The 22,354-nt window shown below is 30.0% G+C and carries 17 protein-coding genes and 1 pseudogene; 3 read left to right on the top strand and 15 right to left on the bottom strand.

Going from position 1 to position 22,354, the window contains the following annotated elements:
- Positions 1–61 precede the first annotated feature (61 nt).
- The 4 genes from QK892_RS00935 to QK892_RS00920 form a co-directional block, all read right to left on the bottom strand.
- Entirely contained in the window at positions 62–2,782 is a 2,721-nt protein-coding gene (locus QK892_RS00935; RefSeq protein ID WP_317271640.1) for an ABC transporter ATP-binding protein/permease, read from the bottom strand.
- Between the two features lie 224 nt (positions 2,783–3,006).
- Positions 3,007–3,597 (bottom strand): GNAT family N-acetyltransferase, encoded by a 591-nt coding sequence (locus QK892_RS00930; RefSeq protein ID WP_317271639.1) that lies wholly within the window; start codon positions 3,595–3,597, stop codon positions 3,007–3,009.
- Between the two features lie 168 nt (positions 3,598–3,765).
- The gene (locus QK892_RS00925) at positions 3,766–5,079 is read right to left on the bottom strand and encodes a PTS sugar transporter subunit IIC (protein ID WP_317271638.1); all 1,314 of its coding nucleotides are present in this window, start codon (positions 5,077–5,079) and stop codon (positions 3,766–3,768) included.
- A 37-nt stretch (positions 5,080–5,116) separates the two neighbouring features.
- Positions 5,117–7,132, bottom strand: a complete 2,016-nt coding sequence (locus QK892_RS00920) for an alpha-galactosidase (RefSeq protein WP_317271637.1) — start codon at positions 7,130–7,132, stop codon at positions 5,117–5,119.
- Between the two features lie 315 nt (positions 7,133–7,447).
- Here QK892_RS00920 and QK892_RS00915 point away from each other — a divergent pair, with 315 nt between their 5' ends.
- On the top strand, positions 7,448–8,284 hold the full coding sequence (locus tag QK892_RS00915; RefSeq protein WP_317271636.1) for an AraC family transcriptional regulator: 837 nt from the start codon (positions 7,448–7,450) through the stop codon (positions 8,282–8,284).
- 194 nt (positions 8,285–8,478) lie between these two features.
- On the opposite strand, the gene QK892_RS00910 is transcribed toward QK892_RS00915, so the two are convergent.
- The gene (locus QK892_RS00910; RefSeq protein WP_317271635.1) at positions 8,479–8,946 is read right to left on the bottom strand and encodes a YbaK/EbsC family protein; all 468 of its coding nucleotides are present in this window, start codon (positions 8,944–8,946) and stop codon (positions 8,479–8,481) included.
- A 227-nt stretch (positions 8,947–9,173) separates the two neighbouring features.
- Here QK892_RS00910 and QK892_RS00905 point away from each other — a divergent pair, with 227 nt between their 5' ends.
- Positions 9,174–10,004, top strand: a complete 831-nt coding sequence (locus QK892_RS00905) for an EFR1 family ferrodoxin (RefSeq protein ID WP_317271634.1) — start codon at positions 9,174–9,176, stop codon at positions 10,002–10,004.
- Between the two features lie 78 nt (positions 10,005–10,082).
- Here QK892_RS00905 and QK892_RS00900 read toward each other — a convergent pair whose 3' ends face one another.
- The 5 genes from QK892_RS00900 to QK892_RS00880 form a co-directional block, all read right to left on the bottom strand.
- Complete coding sequence (locus QK892_RS00900; protein ID WP_317271633.1) at positions 10,083–10,598, bottom strand: PadR family transcriptional regulator; 516 nt, start codon at positions 10,596–10,598, stop codon at positions 10,083–10,085.
- Positions 10,599–10,618: 20 nt separating this feature from the next.
- Positions 10,619–11,470, bottom strand: a complete 852-nt coding sequence (locus QK892_RS00895; RefSeq protein WP_317271632.1) for a sialate O-acetylesterase — start codon at positions 11,468–11,470, stop codon at positions 10,619–10,621.
- A gap of 266 nt (positions 11,471–11,736) precedes the next feature.
- Positions 11,737–13,656: an oxidoreductase gene (locus QK892_RS00890; protein ID WP_317271631.1), complete on the bottom strand. Its 1,920-nt coding sequence runs from the start codon at positions 13,654–13,656 to the stop codon at positions 11,737–11,739.
- A gap of 390 nt (positions 13,657–14,046) precedes the next feature.
- Positions 14,047–14,973: an aldo/keto reductase gene (locus QK892_RS00885; RefSeq protein ID WP_317271630.1), complete on the bottom strand. Its 927-nt coding sequence runs from the start codon at positions 14,971–14,973 to the stop codon at positions 14,047–14,049.
- Positions 14,974–15,000: 27 nt separating this feature from the next.
- Entirely contained in the window at positions 15,001–16,179 is a 1,179-nt protein-coding gene (locus QK892_RS00880; RefSeq protein WP_317271629.1) for an iron-containing alcohol dehydrogenase, read from the bottom strand.
- Positions 16,180–16,273: 94 nt separating this feature from the next.
- Here QK892_RS00880 and QK892_RS00875 point away from each other — a divergent pair, with 94 nt between their 5' ends.
- Positions 16,274–16,675: a MerR family transcriptional regulator gene (locus QK892_RS00875; RefSeq protein WP_317271628.1), complete on the top strand. Its 402-nt coding sequence runs from the start codon at positions 16,274–16,276 to the stop codon at positions 16,673–16,675.
- A 118-nt stretch (positions 16,676–16,793) separates the two neighbouring features.
- On the opposite strand, the pseudogene QK892_RS00870 reads toward QK892_RS00875, so the two are convergent.
- The 5 genes and pseudogenes from QK892_RS00870 to guaB form a co-directional block, all read right to left on the bottom strand.
- A pseudogene (locus QK892_RS00870) lies at positions 16,794–16,868 on the bottom strand (GMP synthase (glutamine-hydrolyzing)); the annotation flags it as partial.
- A gap of 398 nt (positions 16,869–17,266) precedes the next feature.
- Complete coding sequence (locus QK892_RS00865) at positions 17,267–17,977, bottom strand: Fic family protein (RefSeq protein WP_317271627.1); 711 nt, start codon at positions 17,975–17,977, stop codon at positions 17,267–17,269.
- A 244-nt stretch (positions 17,978–18,221) separates the two neighbouring features.
- Positions 18,222–18,860: an HAD family hydrolase gene (locus QK892_RS00860; protein WP_317271626.1), complete on the bottom strand. Its 639-nt coding sequence runs from the start codon at positions 18,858–18,860 to the stop codon at positions 18,222–18,224.
- Positions 18,861–19,044: 184 nt separating this feature from the next.
- Positions 19,045–20,586, bottom strand: a complete 1,542-nt coding sequence (guaA, locus tag QK892_RS00855) for a glutamine-hydrolyzing GMP synthase (RefSeq protein WP_317271625.1) — start codon at positions 20,584–20,586, stop codon at positions 19,045–19,047.
- A gap of 288 nt (positions 20,587–20,874) precedes the next feature.
- Entirely contained in the window at positions 20,875–22,323 is a 1,449-nt protein-coding gene (gene guaB, locus QK892_RS00850; protein WP_317271624.1) for an IMP dehydrogenase, read from the bottom strand.
- Positions 22,324–22,354: the final 31 nt, after the last annotated feature.

Below are 22,354 nucleotides of genomic sequence, written 5' to 3'. Positions count from 1 at the left end.
CTATTATCTACTTAATATTAACTATCTTTATTTGAACTCTTTAATTGTTATTTTATAATGCCTATTCAGTTCTTAATGCTGTTACTGGATCTTTTTTAGCTGCCTTTTTAGCAGGGATAAATCCTCCTATTAGTGTTAAAATAACACTTAAAACAATTAATATTATAGCAGCACCTACTGGCAGCTTAGCATTAATTGTTGTAATATCAGTTAATTTATGAATTACTGCATTTGTTGGTATTAAAAGTAATAATGTAACTCCAACACCTATAAAGCCAGAAAGTAATCCAATAATAAATGTTTCTGCATTAAATACTTGACTAATATTACGTTTTGAAGCACCAATTGCACGTAATATACCAATTTCCTTTGTTCTTTCAAGTACTGAAATATAAGTAATTATACCTATCATTATTGAAGAAACAACTAATGATACTCCTACAAATGCAATCAATACATAAGAAATAACATCTATAATTGTTGTGATTGAAGACATTAATAAAGCAACATAGTCTGTATAAGTTATTTTATTTTCCTCTGAAGCACTATCATTATATTCTTCTATACATCTTGAAATTTCTTCCTTTGCCTCAAAACTATCTGCATAAATATTTATTGAAGAAGGAGCATCTAAACTAACAACTCCAAATGCAGTTAAATTATCATCATAATTACCTGTAGAAATATATTGATCATATATTCCAATTAACGCTTCATCACTAGCAGTAGTTATATATTGATCCATCATACTAGCTAGTTGACTTTCTCCCATAGCTCTCATTTGTGTTGGCATCATACTTTCAGATTGCATAATTGACATAGCTAAATTAGCTTTATCTGATACTCCTAATTGTTCAACATAAGTTCTCGCATCTTGAATTTTTGTTGCATCATCAGCTGGTGTAAATGTCATCCCATTTAATACATTTACATTTTTACTGTCTAATTGAGCTTTTACTACATCACTTTTATTTGCATAATCAATAAGATAATCTGTTAATAATCTAGTATATCCTAATGTAGAATTAATAGATAAATTTTCATCTTCTTTTTGGCGAATAATTCCACTAATTTGAAGTTTAACTGCACTATCTAATAATTCTACAAGTTGTGCATTATCCTCAATCAAATCAAATGTACCATAATTATTCTTTACATATCTATCACTTGCAGGAATTAAGTAAAATTCTTGATTAGCTATATCTTCATAAGTCCATGATTCTGTTTCTAAACTAACCTCTTTACCTTCTTCAATATCTTTCATTATCTTTTTATATTCTGAAGCAGGTAATAATCCTAATTCATATAATGTTTTTGATGAAATTTCATTATTTTTATTAAGTGCTAATACAATTTCATTATATTCTGTTGGCCATTCACCATATAAAACATCATAACTATCTTTTAAAGCATTACTAATAATATTATCACCAGTTCCAGACATCAACTCAGAAAAATTAGAATTTGAACTGCTTCCTCCCATAAATGGCGGCATTCCACTTGAACTTCCTCCCATAGGTGACTGCATTGAAGTTGAACTAGAATTTTCAAAAGAACTTCCATCCGTATTGATAAGTTCATCTTCACTATCATAAGTAAATACATCAAATTTTACATCATAAGAATAAACAACGCCATTTTCTCCGATAAATTGATGAATTTCACTATTCTCATCATCTAAATACTTTTTAAATTGTGTTAGATTATTTTCACTAATACTAGTTGTCATACTTGATGTCATTTCTAACTCAGTATTATTTGAATAAACTTCATTTAATTCATGATTAGCTTCCTCATTCTGATTCATAGCATTTTCTCTACCACTTTCCATTATTCCGGTTAAATCAATTGCCTGTGAATCAATAGTAATTGGATAAGAAGTCATTGTATCTTTTTGAATATCTTCTATATAAGTATTTACTCCTGTTGATAAAGATAAGATTGCTGCTATACCAATAATCCCTATAGACCCTGCAAAAGCAGTTAAAAATGTTCTTGCTTTTTTAGTACGAAGATTGTTGAAGCTTAATGATAAAGCTGTAAGAAGGGACATAGAAGATTTCCCCATATTCTTGTGCTCTATCACTTCTTCCTCTTTTTCAATAATAAAAGGATCAGTATCCTCTAATATTACCCCATCTTTTACTTTTACAATTCTAGTTGCATATTCCTCTGCTAATTCAGGATTATGTGTAACCATAACAACTAATCTCTCTTTGGCTACTTCTTTTAATAATTCCATAACCTGTACGCTAGTATCACTATCTAAGGCTCCCGTTGGCTCATCAGCAAGTAAAATATCAGGATTATTAACTAAGGCACGGGCAATAGCAACACGCTGCATTTGTCCTCCTGACATTTGATTAGGTTTTTTATGAATGTGCTCACCTAAGCCTACCTCTTCTAATGCTTTGATTGCTTTTTTTCTTCTTTCACTCTTAGATATACCTGAGATTGTTAGGGCTAATTCTACATTTGATAATATTGTTTGATGAGGAATTAAGTTATAACTTTGGAATACAAAGCCGATTGTATGATTTCTATATGAATCCCAATCTCTATCTGTATATTTCTTTGTAGAAATATTATTAATAATTAAATCTCCTGAATCATAATGATCTAACCCACCAATAATATTTAATAATGTCGTTTTCCCAGAACCACTCGGTCCTAAAATTGCAACAAATTCATTATTTCTTAAATTTAAACTAACATCATTTAAAGCATTTTGTACTAAATCTCCAGTTACATATTGCTTTTTAATATTTTTTATTTGTAACATTTAAATACTCCTTTCTCATTGTATAAAAGATATTTTAACATACTTTGATAAACTTGGAATAAAATCTATCATATTTTTATTTATTTTCCAGTTAACTTTTACACAATAATCTAATCTATACCTCTATTTCAGATTAAGTCTTCTAAAATAATATAAATAATACTAGTAAGAATAAAAGAAGTTAGAATTCAACTAACTTCTTAATACCTTTTAATATAATAGAATTATAATATTTTTCTGAAAATATAAGTTGTATCAAGCTCTTTTATCATAGTAAATCCCATACTTTCATATAACTTTATAGGACCATGAAACTGATGTATTCCATTTGCCTCTTTCCTTGGATAACCCTCAATATAATCATAGCCTTCTAAACTAGCCTCATCGCATATGAATTTCAAAATATCCTTTGCAATACCTTTTCCACGATAATCAGGCGCAATATTAAAACAATATACTGTTTTAATTCTAAATTCTTCATCACCATCTAACCAATAGTCTCTATTATTTTTAATGCGAATATAATTGCTTTTATCATTGGCATTACACCATGCAATTACATTGCCTTCATTATAAACAAGGTATCCATTCATAACTCCATTTAAAATAAGGGCTCTTACTCTCTCACGGCGCAAATCTTTTTCACGAATTAAAGCATTTCCAGTTAACTCTATCTCCTCATCTACTGATTCCTCATGACCTTCAAGGCAGTAGCATAGCGACCATTCAGGATTATTCCTAAATGCAACATTATCGAAATAAAATACATAATCATCAACAAGTGAGGGGCTAAGCTTTTTTATCTCTAAATTCATAACTTTTTCCTCCGAACTTTTATTTATTCAATTATCTAAATTATACTATTCAGATTTAATTGTGTAAATAAAATAGGTATTAATGCCAATATAATAAATTATATATAAGAAAAAACGCCCATTAATATAGGCGTTCCTTAAAAGAGTATATATTTAAAGCTTTTTAAATTAGTTTGTATTATTTACTAATTGTTTTTCCTCTACTCGTTTCCCCTCTTCTAGCTTTTCTTGTTCTAATAATTGATTATCATATTTCTTAACTAAAGGAACACTTAGAATTGTATAAATAACACCTAATATAATTTGCCAAAGTACAGCAGATATTTGTCCACCTGTGCCAATAAATGCATATATTCCAGGTGGAGCTGTCCAAGGAACTCCAGTACCATTTAATCTAGCAACTAGTCCAATGCTAGTAACAAAATAAGTCAAAACAATCCCAATAACCGGTAAAACAATATATAATGAACCTAAATAAATATTATACATAATAGGATATCCGAATACTAATGGCTCATGGATTCCAAAGACAGCTGGAAGTAAACCTAACTTAGAAATTTCTTTTCCTTGTCTACTTTTTCCAACAATTAAGAAAGCAATACACATATACAGTCCAGTTCCAGTCGCATAAGTTAAAAACTCATTAGTAATGATATTAGGTAATGCTTGTCCAGCTTGGAATGCAAGTCTATTTTGATCACTTAACATCAATAATCCTGGTGATAATGCCCCCATTACAATAGATGTACCATGAATTCCAAAGAACCAAAGTACCATGGCAAAGAATATAGCAAAAGCAAATCCCCATAAACTTCCTGACAAACTTTGAATAGGTTTTGATAAAAGAACATTTAAGAAATCGTGAATATTTCCAAATGGTGAAATTTCAAGTAATATTTTAATAATAAACATTCCAACAAAAATTATTGCTATTGGTATTAGAGATGAGAAAGAGTTAGCGACTTCTGGTGGAACTGCATCTGGTAGTTTTATTGTTAATTTTTTTTCTATAAGATATTTATATAATGTCGGAACAATAAGTCCTAAAACAATAGCTACAATTAAGCTTGCAGCACCTAATCTTGAAAAAGCAATAGCTGATGCACCATCTTCTAATGTACTTAAAGGTGTCATGAAATAGAATACACCTAAACTAATTACAGAAGCATAAATTGGTTTTACTTTTGGATTTTTAAATTGTTCTGCTAAATTATATGAAATGAATAACAAGCAGATAATTCCACCTAAATTCATAGTCCCATTCATAAAACTATTTACTTGATTTTGCCATACTGAGGGTTCTGATACCCCCAATAAGTTAGTAATAAAATTTATATAAGCTTCAGAAGGAAAATTAGTGATTAACAAAGCAATTGATGCAATAATCGTAAATGGTGCATATGCAATAACACCATTTTTTATAGCAGTAACATATTTATTTGTACTAAACTTACTTACCCAAATTAACATTTTATCTTTCATATTTTATCTCCCTTCATAATTTAATAAAACTAATCATCTACTTAAAGAATATAATAGCTGCTTCTTTTGTTTTATTATCAATCTTGATTAAAACATTGTCCTCATCTATAAATTCAACTGCTGCATTTCCAAAAACCTTAATATTTTTAGTCGTTTTATTTTTTAATTTATAAGTGTACTGTCCTAATGAATTTGTAAATAAAACCACTGCTCCACGCCCAGTATTTTCTCTAATTTTTTCATGAACTTCAAATGTTTCACCAGGTCTTCCAAAGACAATTGGATATGCCTCAGTTATATCTTCTCTGACTTCCTTATAAGCTGATAAACTATCATTAAATAATTTAACTCCCTCTTTGGAAATATTTAGTAAATCTCCCCAAATTCCATTTTGACCTAGAATAAGAGAAGCAATATTTAATAATTGGGAATCATACCCATCATCAGGTAAATAGTGAGTTAAAAATAGAACTGATGGAATCCATTTATCATAATCCAAAATTCTTCTTGCTATACAAGCTCTAGCAGGACCAGGATGAACAAAAATATTAGACCATGTATTAGGTTCTCTTTTCATATTATAATCGTCAAAGTATGGACCATTATTAATAGCAAAATACTTTCCAGATGAAAGGAATCCTAAGCCTGTACAACGTCCTGGTTCAGTTATATCAAAATCAAATATAACTTCAGGATGCTTTTCGCATACATAATCAATAATTTTTACTAAGTATCTTACAACATTAAATGAATAATTTTCTTCACATTCTTCAGGTGAATTATTATTTGTTCCATGATAATGGTTACCTTGCTGGCATCCTTCCATTCCTACAGCATCCCATTTGATATATGAAACACCTAATTCTTCAATTATTTCACATAAACGTGAAGCATATCTTTTCCAGTAACCTGAAACTAAGCACATTTCATAACTTTCTTCTGTTTCCCAAATTTCATGTGGTTCTTTCACGGAATCTCTCTTGTTAATGACATTATCTTTTTGTGATAAATACATTTCACTTGTTTTTCCTGCTGCAATTGGATTAAACCAAATTCCTAGTTTCATACCATAGGAATCTAATTTTTTCTTAATAAGCTTTAATTTATCTGGAAACTTGTCTTCATTAATTAACCAATCTCCAGTTTGCTTATACCAACCTGTATCAATGACAAATACTTCTATTCCCATTTGATAAGCAACATCAATTTCTTTTTCCATTCTTTCAAATGTCATATCAGTTAAATATTTATTACCATTCCATCTTTTATTTCTTTCTTGAAAATTCCATGTATTATAGAAAATATATGGTTTTCTACTTTCCATATTTAAAGTACAATATTTTAGCTGGAATGTTCTATACTGCTTAGCTAAAGAATCTTTATTTCCTTTAACTGCACCAAATTGAAACCAAATCGTTTCAAAGTTATTATTACTATCAATTAATTGATTAGAAACATAATTTCCTTTTATTGACTTAACCGAAATTTTATTACCATCTTTTTCAAAGCCTAAAAACTTATTTGGATATTGTGAACCGTGCTCATAAGCTAAAAGTAAAGATACATCTTCTCTTTCCTCGACAAGAATTGGTCCCATAATTTGATTTTCATTATTAAATGCATGATTTTCTGTTATTACATGAGTATGATACATATAATCATAATCCGAAATTCTCAATTCAATTTTTTTACTTTCCTTCAAAGATTCATATCCGCAATAAACAATATTATCTAGACCATTATGCTTTGTTAAATATCTCTCATCATTTGAATATAAAACATATTTAAATCTAATAATCGGACTTTTATCACTAACGTGAATAACAATGTCAATATTTATATCATTAGTAAGTATTGAAGAATAAGTTAGCTCTTCAATATCTTCGTTAAGCTTATTTCTTTCTTTATAAATAAATTTTTGAGCAGGAACAACGTTTTCATTATCTACTTCAAAAGATGGCATTTTGATTGAGACCTGTAAATTCTCATCTATAAGATAACTAAATAGATAATCTTGTCCCATTTCAATTTCAAAATAATTATTTTTATACATTTTTCCCTCCATCATATACAATCCCTATTTTTATCTTCTATAACTCAATACAATTCTATAAACTAATAGAAGGTATCAGCATTAAATAATTAGCAATGAATCGACTCATAAATACATAGTTAATCAATCTTCTTAAATTAGATAAAATTTGACTTTTTTCTATTTAAATAAATTTATTTGTACAAATAAAATAAACGCTTACATGATTAGTTTATCACGCTATTTTTTCTTTTAGTATAGAATTATTTGTTTTATATATGTCTTTTTTTTACCTTTTTATTGAAATAAATATAATTATATATTAAAATTCATATCATGAAACAATATAAAGAAACAAGTACTTCATTACTTTATAAATCTCTATCTGATTTTATTATTTTTAACGCAGGTTATGAGGCATGTGAACCAAATCATATATTTGGTCCTGCATTTCGTGAATTTAATTTAATCCACTTTGTCATGGATGGAAAGGGAGAACTTACAATAGACAATCATACATTCCTATTATCTAAAGGAGATGCATTTATTATTCCTGCTAATAAAATATCTACTTATAAAGCTAACCAAAATACTCCTTGGACTTATGTTTGGTTAGGTTATTTAGGTATTAATTCACAAAAATATACTTCACAGTTATTAAGGGCAAATGAAGAAATATATGTTTTTAAGAATCTTAATAATGAGTATTATTACAATGAAATCAATAAAATCCTAAACATGCATAACAACCACAATAGTATGTTTTTTAGAGCTAATAGTATTTTGCTAGAGATTTTTGCTAATCTCTTCGATGAAATAGGGATTAATGATAATTTAGATTCAAAAACTACAGCAATGGAAGAAATAAAATATTATATTGATTTAAATTATCCACTCAATTTAACTGTTACTCAAATTGCAGAGAAGTTCGGTTTTAACTCTAGCTATTTATCTAGAACCTTTTCTAACAAATTTGGAATTTCACCTAAACAATATATTTTGAAAAAGAAAATAAATAAAGCTTGTGAATTATTGATTACTACTGATTTAAATATTTCAATAATAGCTAACTCATTGTCTTTCGATGATCAACTAGCTTTCTCTAAAATATTTAAAAAGAACAAAGGTTGTTCACCATTGCAATTTAGAAAGAATAATACAATATTTAAATAATAACTAATTGATTTAATGCTCAATGATTATTTAGTAAATATTAAGTGCTAATATGTGTATAATCACCCTATAACCTTAGAAGATATAGCTAAGCTTATAAGCAATTTTATAGTAATTCGTTTCGAATTACATCAATAATTCTACATTTTACATTCTGCATTTTTAATTAAGGAGCTGTTGTACAGCTCCTTATATTAAACTATCTTACATACATCTATCCAAGAAATACATTGAGAATATTCTTCTAGTTCTTTCATAGAAAGCTCAATGGCACTATTTGAACTACCACATGCAGGAAAAACAGTTTCAAATCGTTGAAGTGATATATCTAAATATGTTTCTACTCCTTCATTTACAGCAAAAGGGCAAACCCCTCCAACAGCATGACCAATTAAAGATTCTGCTTCATCAAAAGAAAGCATTTTTGCTTTAGTCCCAAATTGAGCTTTATACTTAGGATTATCAATTTTTACATCTCCTGCTGCAACAACTAGTACAACCTTATCACCAACATGAAAGGATAATGTTTTTGCAATACGACTTTCTTCACAATTTACAGCTTTTGCAGCAAGTGTAACTGTTGCACTTGAAGCATCAAATTCTTGTATTCTTTCTTCAATTCCTAGTTTTTTAAAATATTCTCTTACTTTTTCAATAGCCACTTTATATCCTCCTATGTTTCTCAATAATTTATTATAACTATTATACAATAAACATTATTTAATATAATAGAAAATTCAAATTATTTAAATTGACCTTAAATATTGTCATTGTTATAATTTATGTAAACAATTAAATTAAGTAATTATAGTGAACTTAAGAAGCAAATTAGATGTAACCACCTTATTTAAAAACAATGTTTTAAATTTCTATGGAAAGGAAGTATCTTATGAAAATCACTCATATAACTGTTATTTTTTATAGTGCAACAGGAAACACAAGAAAAGTAATTACTAGAATTGCAAAAAACATTCAAGAAATATTACGAGTTCCTATTAGTTATATAAACTACACCAGACCTCAAAACAGACAAACCTCTTATTCTTTTGGTTCTGAAGAGTTAGTTCTTTTTGCATCACCGACTTACGCTGGAAGGATTCCTAATAAAATGTTACCTTATATTGACAGTTCTTTTTTAGGTACAAACACTCCTGTAATTCCTATTGTTGTTTATGGAAATAGAAGTTTCGATAATTCTCTTTCTGAACTTACTGATATTTTATCTTCAAATGGATTTATACCGTTTTCAGCTGCAGCAATTGCAACAGTTCATGCTTTTTCATCTAAGATTGGAACTAATCGACCTGATGAGAAGGATTTACAACAAATAGACTCATTCTGTAAAAATGCTTCAGAGTATCTTTTAAATAGTAAAAATCTATTGCCAATTGAAGTGCCAGGGGAACATCCAGCAGTTACTTACTATAAACCTTTAGGTATAGATAATAAGCCTGTAAATTTCTTAAAGGCAAAGCCAAAAACAATAAAAGAACTCTGCGATAATTGTGGTGCTTGTGCAAAAGCTTGCCCAATGTCAGCAATTAATTTTATTGATAATACCCTTGTACCTGGAACTTGCATTAAGTGCCAATGTTGTGTGAAAATATGTCATACAAATGCTAAATATTTTGATAATGAATCATTTCTATCTCATATTCGTATGTTAGAAGAGCATTATGCTAGAAGAAGTGAACCTTCATTTTTTCTTCCACTTAAATAAGTGAATTATATTTATACACTAAATATATAAAAATAGCAGATAATCATTTAGACTATCTACTATTATATAAATTTTTATTTAAATATCATCTAAAAGTTTCTCGAACCATTTAACATTCACTACATGATGATCACGAGAATTTTCTAACATCTTTCTAAAAAATGGAGAAATTGGTTTGTCACTTTTAAGCGCATTTTCGATTAAAGAAATTCTCTCTTTAATTTCCTTAATCTGAATTTTTATCAAATTTAGCATTTCTTCTTTTGGATACTCATTTGAAAATATCATAGCTGCATAAAAAGATAAATTAACATACTCGGTCTTCGAACCATATTTTAACATTAATCGTTCAAACTCTTTATTTCCTAATTCTGTAATCACATAATTATGTGTTTCATGAACCTTGTTTTCCTTCTCAACTTCAATTTTTTTTATGTATTTTTTTTCTTCTAATTGTTGAAGATTATAATAAAATGAACCTTTGGTATAATTAACTATAAATTTAAAATGTTGTTCTTCCATCAAAGTTAAAAGTTCATATCCATGAGCTCCTGGATTCTGCTTTAATAATCCTAAAATCAATAGTGGTATCAAATCTAGTTCTCCTTTTTCATCTAATTTGACTTATTAATATCGGTTAACTTGGTAGCAAATTCATCATATGTCATTTCTCCTAATGCAAGACCCATCATTTCTATATACATCTTTTCTGCTTTTGTATACGGTCTGTTGCAACAAATATCTACCAACTCATTTTCATTATTCACTGGTTCTAATACATGTTGTCTTTTAGAAAAAGCCTCAAAATAACGTATTCCAAATCTTCTTTGAGACACAGCATTGATATGAATACCATCTGAATTCGCTGATAAATCTTCAGCTGTTACAAAGTAACTATTTTCATGATCAAAAGCAAACTTTTGTAATTCTCTATTAACTAGTGTATATTCTGTACAATTCGCCCCAAAACCATTTTTTCCTAAAAAGTCTCCTAATCCACCAATAATAAGTGGAACATCTGGAGCATTTAATTCTTTTCTTAGTGTTTCAATAATTACACGTAATTTTTCATAATAAGATTTATAATTTTCTCCATAGCTATCACTTTCTCCTTGATGCCATAAGATTCCTGCTAATTCACTATCCTCCATGGCAAATTTAGCTTCACTTATTGCATGTTTAAACAGAGGTTTATCAACAGACCAATCATCAAGAGAACTTCCCCCCTCTGCACATGGAATCAATCCAATAGTATCTTCAGGATTTTCAAGACACCACATTGCTGCAAAGCTTCCTGCAAGACTTATTCCTGCAACAGGACGATCGTAATTAATAGGCTCTGTCATCATCTGCCATCTACCATTACGTAGCATTTGTATTCTTTCATTATAAATCGGTGAAACCTCTTTTATAAACCCACGTCCAGCCATATTTGACTGACCAAGCATTAAAAATGATTTAATCATTATTTTCTTCCTTTCTTCAATACCAACTTCAATAGTCTAATTAGACTATTGATAACTTATTATATAGTCTAATTAGACTATTAGTCAAGTTTAATTTAATATTAAAAAAGCCTCATTTCACATATTAGTGTTCATCAAGGAAATTAATGACTATTAACTTTAAGTTAATAGAGAGTATTAACGAATTTATAAGTTTAATACTCTCTTTACATACTCTTAGAAAATTTATAAATTAAAAATAGGTCCTCTTGTCTAATTTTTAACTATTAAATATTTCTTCCTACTTCATAACCTTCAACAGTTGCATTTAAAACCATTCTTACTCCATTTGCATCACCAACGACTTTTATATTAAATCCGGCATCTTCTAATGATTTCTTTAATGTTATATCTGGTTCTGAACCCGTAGCTACAACTACTGTATCTACTGGGAAGGCTAATATTTGATCAGATTTTTTAGCAATAACTGCTTCATCAGTAATTTCAATTACTTCTGTATTTACATGACAAGCTACCTTTCTCGCTTCTAAGTTTTTCAAAAGATCCCATCTTGGAGCTAATGCTTCATCAACTGCAATTGATCCCATTGCTTCAATACATGTAACATTCTTTAATTGTTGACCTAAATAATTTGCAGTTTCAGCACCTACTTGTCCTCCACCAATTACAACACAGTTAACCCCTGGATTAACATTTCCTAATAAAATATCATTACTTGTACATACCTTTGCATTATCTATACCTTTAATTGGTGGAATAATAGGTTTAGCACCAGTTGCTAAAATTATTTCATCAGGATTTACTTGTTCCATTAATTCTGTTGTTACTTTTGTATTATATTTAATTTCAATTCCTTCCTTTTGACATTGTGTTACTTGCCAAGTAATAAAGTTTGCAATTTCTCCTTTACATGGAGCAATTGATGCCATATAGAATTGTCCACCAGCACGACTTGATTTTTCATAAACAGTTACCTTATGTCCTGCTTTATTAGCAGCTAAAGCGGCTTCTAATCCCGCTGGCCCAGCACCAATAATTGCTACATTTTTCTTTACTTCGGCTTCTTTAATTTCACAAGTTATTTCATTTCCTAAAGTAGGATTTAAAACGCATTTTATTGGATTATCAGTAAATAGAATACCTATGCATCCATAGTTACATCCTATACACTGTCTAATATCTTCAAATCTTCCCTCTTTTGCTTTATTAGGCATTTCAGGATCACATAATGAAGCTCTACCCATTGATACAAAATCTGCTTTTCCTGAAGATAGAATACTATTTGCTAAAATAGGATCATTAATTCTTCCAACTGTAATTACAGGTATATTACAAATTTCTTTTACTTCTTTAGCCAAATCAGCAATCCATGCATGTTCTGTATATGATGATGGAATTATTGCATCACAAGATGCATATACTCCTGCTGAAATATGAATCATATCCAATCCTGCTTCTTCAAAGAATGGAACCATAGCTTTTGTATCTTCTAAGGTACGTCCCCCTTCAATCTTTTCATCTCCTGAAATACGCATATCAATAATAAAGTCTTCTCCACATTTTTTACGGATATCCTTAATTATCTCTATTGCAAATCTCATACGATTCATCAGAGTTCCACCATATTCATCAACACGCTTATTTGAATAAGGAGATAAAAATTCTGCTACCAAATATCCATGGGCTCCATGAATTTCTACTCCATCAAATCCACATTTCTTTGCTCTTAAAGCTGTATCTCCAAATTTAGAGATAATTTCTTTTATTTCTTGGATTGTAAGTTCAATTGGCATATCTGTACCAAATGGACAAGGTATTGCTGTTGGAGCATAAGGTTGATGTTTAATAGCTCCCCAGTTAGTTTGTCTACCACAATGATAAATTTGAGCTATAATCTTTGCTCCATACTTATGCACTCTCTTTGGAAGTTCACTATGACTCTCAATTTGATAATCATCCCATAAACCTGCCACATTTTTAAATCCTTTACCATAAGGATCAACTGCATAGTCTTCGGTAATAATTAATCCAAAGCCTCCCTTTGCTTTCGCTTCATGATATGCTATATAACGCTCTGTTGCAGTACCATCTTCATTACAATAATTTGTAACCATAGGGGGTACAACTATTCTATTTTTAATTGTCTTTCCTTTAATTGTATACGGTGAAAATAAAGCATCTAACATTCTTTTTCCTCCTTATAACTATAAAATAATTCAATTAACATAACGTTTACATGTTAATTTTATCACAAAGTTTTCCAGTAGACAACACCACTTACTAATCAATAATTATATTTTATATATGTTTTCTTTATCTTTATAAAAGATAACCTATGTTTAATATACTAATTTTAGTAAAAATAACTAATTAATTATTGGTATAAAAAAAGCCCATATTTCTACAGGCTTAATTTATAGTTATTTTAATAACTAAGAAAGATTGTAAATATTTTCTCTTTTCCTTTTACTTAATACCATAGGTAATATTTAACAATAACCTCATCATTATTATTAAATATTACCTAAATCCCCTTAAATCTTTTTTAAATTATTCGTAATCCGCTCAGCTCTTTATTATGGTAAAAACTTTCCAGAAGAAAGATATAAACGATACCACTCCTCATGGGTAAGACTAAATTTACAAGCCTCTGCCATTTCAGTCAGATGAACTGGATTCATTGTACCTGCGATTACCTGCATTTTTGCTGGATGGCGAAGAATCCATGCAATTGCGATTGCTGCCTTTGTAACATTATACTGATCAGCTAACTCGCCAAGTACCTTATTCATTTCAGGGAAATCTGGATTATCTATAAACATGCCCTTAAACATTCCATGTTGAAGTGGGGACCATGCCTGAATTGTAATATCATTTAAACGACAGTAATCAAGTGCTCCGCCATCACGCATAATTGACATCTCAGTTGTTTTGTTATTCATATATAAATCCTGATCAATTAATTGTGACTGCTCCAAAGAAAGCTGTAACTGATTAATCTTAAGGGGCTGCTTTACATATTTCTTTAAAAGTTCTATCTGCATAGGCATGGTATTGCTGACACCAAAATGACGAACCTTTCCTGAAGCCTCAAGTTCATCAAATGCCTCTGCAATTTGTTCTGGATCATAGAGTAAATCTGGTCTATGTAATAATAGAATATCTAGATACTCCATTTTTAATCTCTTCAGTATTCCATCAACACTTTCAATAATATTAGACTTTCTCCAGTCAAATATCTGTTTATCAAATCTTAAGCCACACTTAGACTGAATGATTAAATCTTCACGTTTTACACCTGTAAGGGATATTGCATCACCAAATCTCTTTTCTGCTTCTCCATCACCATAGCAGGTAGCATGATCAATAAAATTGATTCCCAAATCATGTGCTGTCTGAATCATCTTAGCTGCATCTTCTATAGAAAGTGCAGGCATACGCATACAGCCAAGGATTAGTCTTGATGCATTATCAGGTCCATTTGTAATATTAATTGTTTGCATAATTATCCATCTCCTTATTATTATTTTCTAAAGCATAAGTCTGTAAATTGCTTCTACATCCTTTTGTTTCAATGATACAAAACCACCAATTTGACCACCCTCATTACCTTTACCGTAACAACAGGTATATGCAAGTTTTTCAATATCATCTTCCTTAGCTCCAAGTTCCTCAAAATTCTTTGGCATTCCTATAGATATTAAGAAACTGCGAAGAGCTTCAATTCCTTCTTTTGCTGTTCTTTCAGGATGAGAAAAATCCATTTGGCAGCCCCATACTCTGACAGCTATCTGTGCAAATCTCATAACATCATGAGACATATTATAAGTAAATACTGCTGGCATTGTAACTGCAAGTCCAGCACCATGTGCACAATCATATAATGCAGATAACTCATGCTCAATTTGATGACTAGTCCAATCTTGAGAACGACCAACTCCAACGATATTATTATGAGCAACCATTCCTGCCCACATAATGTTGGCTCTTGCCTCATAATCTTCAAGATTAACCATTACCTTAGGAGCCTCAGTTTTCATAGTAAGAATAAGTGATTCAATCAAACGATCTGTAACCTCTACATCTTTAGAATTTGTCAAATAACGCTCATATAAATGTGCAATAATATCTGTAATACCGCAGGCAGTCTGATATGCAGGAAGTGTCTCCGTAAGCTCTGGATTTAGTATTGAAAACTTTGGACGAATTGCATCTCCTGATGCACCTCTTTTAATCATTCCATCTTCGTTAGTAATTACTGAATCTGGTGATCCTTCAGAACCTGCAGCTGCTATTGTAAGAATTGTTCCAACAGGAAGTGCTTCATCAATCCTCTTGCCTTGATAGAAATCCCAAAAATCTCCATCATATACTACACCTGCAGCAATTGCTTTGGCTGAATCAATGGTGCTTCCACCTCCAACTGCAAGAATAAAATCTACATTCTCTTTTTTGCTAAGTTCTATTCCTTCATAAACAAGACCACTTCTTGGATTGGGCATAACACCACCAAGCTCTACAAATTCAATAGAAGCTTTTTTAAGGGATTCCTTTACCCTGTCAAGCAAGCCCGAACGCACAACAGAGCCTCCGCCATAATGAATTAATACCTTACCGCCACCAAATCTCTTTACTAACTCTCCGCAATCGTTTTCACGCCCTTTGCCAAATGCAAAAAATGTTGGTGCAAAAAAATCAAAACTTTCCATTGTACCCCTCCATAGTTATATTATGATATAATTATATTATACAACTTGAAGTTAACTTCAACTCAAGTTTTTTTTGGGGAGGATTAAAAAGTATATGTCTTATTCGATTACAGAACTATCAAAAATGTTTCATTTAGCATCATCAACAATACGTTATTATGAAAAAATTGGATTATTAGAAAATGTAGAACATATAAATGACTATAGAAGAGTTTACGACAATTCACATATTGATCGTTTGCATGCCATAGATTGTTTCAAGAAAGCATTACTTCCATTGGATGAAATAAAAGCTTTTTTTGCTTATGAAAAAGATATCGTATCTAATTCAGACAAAATCCTCTTAATGATGAAATCTCAGGAAGAAAAAACAAAAGCAGCCATAAAAGATTTAGAGGATGGACTTGAACATATCCAAAAAAAAGTGCATTATTATTCTTTAGTAAATGAGGCAATCAAAAATAATACGCCACTACCAAGTTGGAATGATATATAACATTGTTAAAATACAGGAAGGCTTAGACTCTAGTTTATCAATGCCTTCCTTCAAATGTCTGGAAAATTCCTAAAAAAAAACTGAGCCCGCTATTTAAACGTGCTCAGTTTTTTATAAATTATTCAAATTCAATAGTTACTGGTGGTTTTCCTGTGCAATCATAAAGCACTCTATTTACACCTTTAACTTCATCACCTTCATTTTTACGAAGTCAACCATGATCAACAAATACACATGTTAATTGATTCTAAACCTAGTTAGATCACTACAGAAAAACTTCCTATCAATCATTATCTTGTTAAAGGCATGCATGAATATGTTGAAAGTAAATAATTAGTATAGTATAAAGTTTTAAAAGATTAAAATTATTCCAAAATATAAATTAAAGTTATTGTTAAAAAATAATCCTGAGATGCCTATTTTAACTAGGAATCTCAGGATTTTATTATTTTCTTATTGTTAGAATCTATTTCTTTAATTGCAAAGATAGATTCATTTATTAATATCCCTGTTTCCATAAACCAAAGGAAGAATAATATGTAAATTACATCATATTAATCTTAATGAATGAAATTTATGATTTATAGAAACTTAAAACATTCTCTCATTTTCTTCTATAAAATTCTTTTGTTTTTCTATATAATCAACTAATGGCTTTATGTTCTCAGATGATGATTCTTCTAATGCTTTTTTATATTCACTAGAAGATTCTCCATTCATATATTTTAATTCTAATCTATTATCCAATAATTGTTTTAAATATATAAATCTCCCTATTCTTCCGTTACCATCTTGGAAAGGATGTATACATTCAAATTCAAAATGGAATCTTGCTACATCATAAATTGTAACCTCATTTAAATTGTAAAACTTTTCTATAATGTTATTTAATTTCTCTTCTACCTCCCATGGATTGGCTGTATCAAATTTAGCACCAAGTATTCTATTTTGATATTTCTTAAATACACCCGCTAGCCCCATATCATAAAGTCTTGTTCTATACATTAAACTAGCATGCCATTCTTTTATCATTTCTAATGTAAGTTTTTTATCTATTTTATCTAATACCATATCAAAAGTATAAAAAGAATTAACAGTTTCTTGAACATCATCTAATGTATGAGTTCCCATTACTATATTTTTCTCAATCAAAAGCTGAAGTGCTTCCGTAGTAAATGTACTTCCCTCTATTTTATTTGAATGATATATAAAATCATATTTTAAAATTTCATTTAAGGAATTATGGATTCCTTTAGTTTCTTTTAATACACTTAAAAATCTATCATAATACGGCTTATCCATTCTATTTTTCCCCTCATTAATTGTTTTTTTATATTTTATTTTCTCTTTTATCTAATATCCTTAAGAACGCTTGTCTTTTTATATATTATATCCTAAATTTATTCATAAATACATGTTATAACTACATTAGTATTTTAAATTTTTGTACTTATCTTTTACTTTATATAATATTTTTTCAACATTTACATTTACTTTAATAAAAATAGAAGTAAAATCTAAAACAAGACTTTACTTCTATTTTTAACTATAAGTTTAATATTTCTTTAACATCACTTATTAAGTAATCTGGATTTTCATTTTTTAGTTCTTCAACTTTATGAGCTCCCCAAGTAACACCACAGCTTTTAACATCTGCTGATCTTCCCATTTGCAAATCATAAGTTGCATCTCCTATCATTACTGTATCCTCTTTATTAATATTAAATCTTTTTAATATATTTAATATTCCATCTGGAGCTGGTTTAAAGTTTTCTACATTATCTGAACCAGATACCCCTTTAAAATATTTTAATATCTTTAATTGTTCAAGATTTCTAATTAAAGCTGTTGAATGCTTACTTGATACTACAAATAAATTCTTCTCATTTTTATATAATTCACTTAAAACCTTGTCCATATCTGTAAATAATCTTAAATTTTCTATTTCAAACTTTTTATAGTTGTCACGAAAGTTGTTTAATAAATCTTCAAATTCTTTATCTGTAAAATCTTTATTTGCCATCTTCCTAAATGATATTTCAATTGGAATTCCCATATAATGTTCAATTAATTCCTCGCTAGGAATTATTAATCCTACTTTCTTAAAAGCAGCTTGAGTTGCAAATATTGCTGTACTTCCTGAATCAGCTAAAGTACCATCAAAATCAAAAATATAATTTTTCATTATAACCTCTCCTTTTTCTTACTATTTACTAGTATTTTTTATTAAAGCAATAATTCACTTCATCATACACCTTTTATAAGTAAAAAAGAGCAAAAGTTAAAACTTTACTTATTGCTCTCTTTTGTCTATTATAAGAAGTTTTCATCTTATATTTATAACTAATATAATTAATATTTATGACTTATTATTCAAATTCAATTGTTGCTGGTGGTTTTCCTGTGCAGTCATACATTACACGGTTAACCCCTTTAACTTCATTTACTATTCTAGTTGTTACCTTTCCAAGTACTTCCCATGGAAGATCTGCTGACTCTGCTGTCATAAAATCACTTGTAGTAACTGCACGAAGAACTACTGCATAATCATAAGTTCTTTCATCTCCCATTACCCCTACTGATCTCATATTAGTAAGTGCTGCAAAGTATTGACCTAAGTCTTTATCAACTCCGGCATTTGCTATTTCTTCTCTATAAATGGCATCTGCTTCTTGAACTATCTTAACTTTTTCAGCTGTTACTTCACCAATTATACGTATTCCAAGTCCTGGTCCCGGGAATGGTTGTCTAAATACTAACTTTTCAGGTATTCCAAGCTCTAAGCCTGCCTTACGTACTTCATCCTTAAATAATAATCTTAATGGTTCTATTATTTCTTTAAAATCAACATAGTCTGGAAGTCCTCCAACATTATGATGAGATTTTATAACTGCTGATTTTCCAAGACCACTTTCGATTACGTCTGGATAAATAGTTCCTTGTACTAAGAAATCTACAGTTCCAATTTTCTTAGCTTCTTCTTCAAATACTCTAATGAACTCTTCACCGATTATTTTTCTCTTTTGCTCTGGTTCTTCTATGCCTCTTAATTTTTCATAGAATCTTTCTTGTGCATTTACTCTAATAAAGTTTAAGTCATATTGTCCATTAGGTCCAAATACTTCTTCAACTTCATCACCTTCATTTTTACGGAGTAAACCATGATCAACAAATACACATGTTAATTGGCTTCCAACTGCTTTTGAAAGTAGTACTGCAGCTACTGATGAATCAACACCACCTGATAAAGCACATAATACCTTACCATTTCCAACTTTTTCTCTAATTTCTTCAATTGTCTTTTCAACAAATGAATCCATTTTCCAATCTCCAGCACATTCACAAACATTATATAAGAAGTTTGAAATCATCTTTTGTCCTTCTTGCGTGTGCATAACTTCTGGATGGAATTGAACTGCATATAGATTTTTTTCTTCACATTCCATAGCAGCTACTGGACATACTGGTGTGTTACCTATTATTTTAAATCCTTCTGGTGCCTTTTCTATGTAATCTGTATGGCTCATCCAACAAATTGTAGATGGTGACACTCCTTTAAATAACTTAGATTCTGAATCTACATCAACTTTTGTTTTTCCATATTCACTTACTGGAGCAGTTGCAACCTTTCCCCCAAGCATATGAGACATTAATTGAGAACCATAGCATATTCCAAGTATAGGGATTCCAGCTTCAAATAAAGATTTTTCACATAAAGGAGAATCTTCTCCATAAACACTATTTGGTCCACCAGTAAATATTATTCCCTTAGGATTCATTTCTTTTATTTCATCAACACTTAAAGTATGTGGGTGAACTTCACAATAAACACCACATTCCCTAACCCTTCTAGCTATCAATTGATTATATTGACCACCAAAGTCAACAACTAAAACTAACTCTTTATTCATAGGTTACCTCCAACCCTTATTTTTATAATATAATGAAAGAATGAAGGAATGAAAAAATGAAAAAATGAAAAAATTATGGTAATTATTCAACTATTGTTGAATAATTAAATATTAATTTTTATTCTTTCATAACTCAGCTTGTCTGAGTTATTTCCTTCATTCTTTCATGACATTTAAAATGCAATTTTAAATGGAATTTTCATTTCTTCATTTTTTCATTAACTCAGCTCGTCTGAGTTATTTCCCTAATTCTACATTTTACATTCTTCATTTTACATTTACAGCAATTTATTTGCTGTAGTTAGGTGCTTCCTTAGTTATATTAACATCATGTGGATGGCTTTCTCTTATTCCTGATGAAGTTTGTACTACAAATTTAGCATTTTCATATAAGTTTTCTAAATCTGGTGCTCCTAAGTATCCCATTCCAGATCTAATTCCACCCAATAATTGGTATATAGTATCTGCAACATAGCCTTTGTATGCTACTCTTCCTTCAACACCTTCAGGTACAAATTTCTTAGTTCCATTTTGGAAGTATCTATCACTTGAGCCCTTTTCCATTGCTCCAAGTGAGCCCATTCCTCTATAAACTTTGTAGCTTCTTCCTTGATATATTTCAGTAGCTCCAGGTGCTTCATCACATCCTGCAAACATAGATCCCATCATTGCAGCTGCTGCTCCAGCTGCTAAGGCCTTTACTATATCTCCTGAATACTTTAAACCACCGTCAGCAATTACTGGAACTCCGTATCTCTTTCCTTCTTCTGCACAGTCCATAACAGCTGTTAATTGTGGAACACCTACGCCTGCAACTATTCTAGTTGTACAAATTGATCCAGGTCCTATACCAACCTTGACACAATCTGCTCCTGCTTCTATTAAATCTCTTGTAGCTTCAGCAGTTGCAATATTACCTGCTATAATTTGAAGTTCTGGATATTTAGCTTTTATAGTTCTTACAGCATCCATAACTCCTTTTGAATGTCCATGTGCAGTATCTAATGTAATAACATCAACATTAGCCTTCACTAAAGCATCTACTCTATCCATCATATCTTTAGTAATTCCAACTGATGCTCCGCATAATAATCTACCTTTAGAATCTTTTGCTGCATTTGGGAATGCCTTTGCTTTTTCTATATCCTTAATAGTTATTAATCCTTTTAAGTTATTTTCATCATCTACTAACGGCAATTTTTCTATTTTATGTTTCTTTAATATTTCAAGGGCTTCTTCTAAAGTTGTTCCTTCTTTTGAAGTTACAAGTGGACTTTTAGTCATAACTTCTGAAACTGGTCTGTCAAATTCTGTTTCAAAAACTATGTCTCTATTAGTTATTATTCCAACTAGCTTGGTTCCTCTTGTTATTGGAACACCAGAAATTCTATATTGAGCCATAAGTTCTTGAGCATCTCTTATTATATGATCTTCTGATAAGAATATTGGATCTGTAATAATTCCATTTTCTTGTCTCTTAACTCTGTCAACTTCTTTTGCTTGCTCTTCTATAGTCATATTCTTGTGAATTATCCCAATTCCACCTTCTCTAGCCATAGCAATTGCCATTTTTGATTCAGTTACTGTATCCATACTTGCACTCATTAAAGGAATATTTAATGTTATTTTCTTTGTTAGTTTAGTTTTTAAGCTAACTTCATTAGGTAAAACCTCAGATTTATTTGGTACTAATAATACGTCATCAAAAGTATATGCAGTTTTAATTATTGTTGCCATTGTTCTTCCCCCTTAAAATAACTTTTTTAAT

This window comes from Clostridium lamae (assembly GCF_033043255.1).
GTDB lineage: Bacteria > Bacillota > Clostridia > Clostridiales > Clostridiaceae > Clostridium > Clostridium lamae.
This window is presented reverse-complemented; position numbering and strand designations above follow the sequence as displayed.

What these genes read in the sequence shown, in the direction of transcription:
- QK892_RS00915 (WP_317271636.1), top strand. Translation starts at nt 7,448, where the DNA reads ATGAAACAATATAAAGAAACAAGTACTTCATTACTTTATAAATCTCTA.
- QK892_RS00880 (WP_317271629.1), bottom strand. Translation starts at nt 16,179, where the DNA reads ATGGAAAGTTTTGATTTTTTTGCACCAACATTTTTTGCATTTGGCAAA.
- QK892_RS00905 (WP_317271634.1), top strand. Translation starts at nt 9,174, where the DNA reads ATGAAAATCACTCATATAACTGTTATTTTTTATAGTGCAACAGGAAAC.
- guaB (WP_317271624.1), bottom strand. Translation starts at nt 22,323, where the DNA reads ATGGCAACAATAATTAAAACTGCATATACTTTTGATGACGTATTATTA.
- QK892_RS00920 (WP_317271637.1), bottom strand. Translation starts at nt 7,132, where the DNA reads ATGTATAAAAATAATTATTTTGAAATTGAAATGGGACAAGATTATCTA.
- QK892_RS00885 (WP_317271630.1), bottom strand. Translation starts at nt 14,973, where the DNA reads ATGCAAACAATTAATATTACAAATGGACCTGATAATGCATCAAGACTA.
- QK892_RS00890 (WP_317271631.1), bottom strand. Translation starts at nt 13,656, where the DNA reads ATGTTAGATGCTTTATTTTCACCGTATACAATTAAAGGAAAGACAATT.
- QK892_RS00895 (WP_317271632.1), bottom strand. Translation starts at nt 11,470, where the DNA reads ATGATTAAATCATTTTTAATGCTTGGTCAGTCAAATATGGCTGGACGT.
- QK892_RS00860 (WP_317271626.1), bottom strand. Translation starts at nt 18,860, where the DNA reads ATGAAAAATTATATTTTTGATTTTGATGGTACTTTAGCTGATTCAGGA.
- QK892_RS00935 (WP_317271640.1), bottom strand. Translation starts at nt 2,782, where the DNA reads ATGTTACAAATAAAAAATATTAAAAAGCAATATGTAACTGGAGATTTA.
- QK892_RS00925 (WP_317271638.1), bottom strand. Translation starts at nt 5,079, where the DNA reads ATGAAAGATAAAATGTTAATTTGGGTAAGTAAGTTTAGTACAAATAAA.
- QK892_RS00930 (WP_317271639.1), bottom strand. Translation starts at nt 3,597, where the DNA reads ATGAATTTAGAGATAAAAAAGCTTAGCCCCTCACTTGTTGATGATTAT.
- guaA (WP_317271625.1), bottom strand. Translation starts at nt 20,586, where the DNA reads ATGAATAAAGAGTTAGTTTTAGTTGTTGACTTTGGTGGTCAATATAAT.
- QK892_RS00865 (WP_317271627.1), bottom strand. Translation starts at nt 17,977, where the DNA reads ATGGATAAGCCGTATTATGATAGATTTTTAAGTGTATTAAAAGAAACT.
- QK892_RS00875 (WP_317271628.1), top strand. Translation starts at nt 16,274, where the DNA reads ATGTCTTATTCGATTACAGAACTATCAAAAATGTTTCATTTAGCATCA.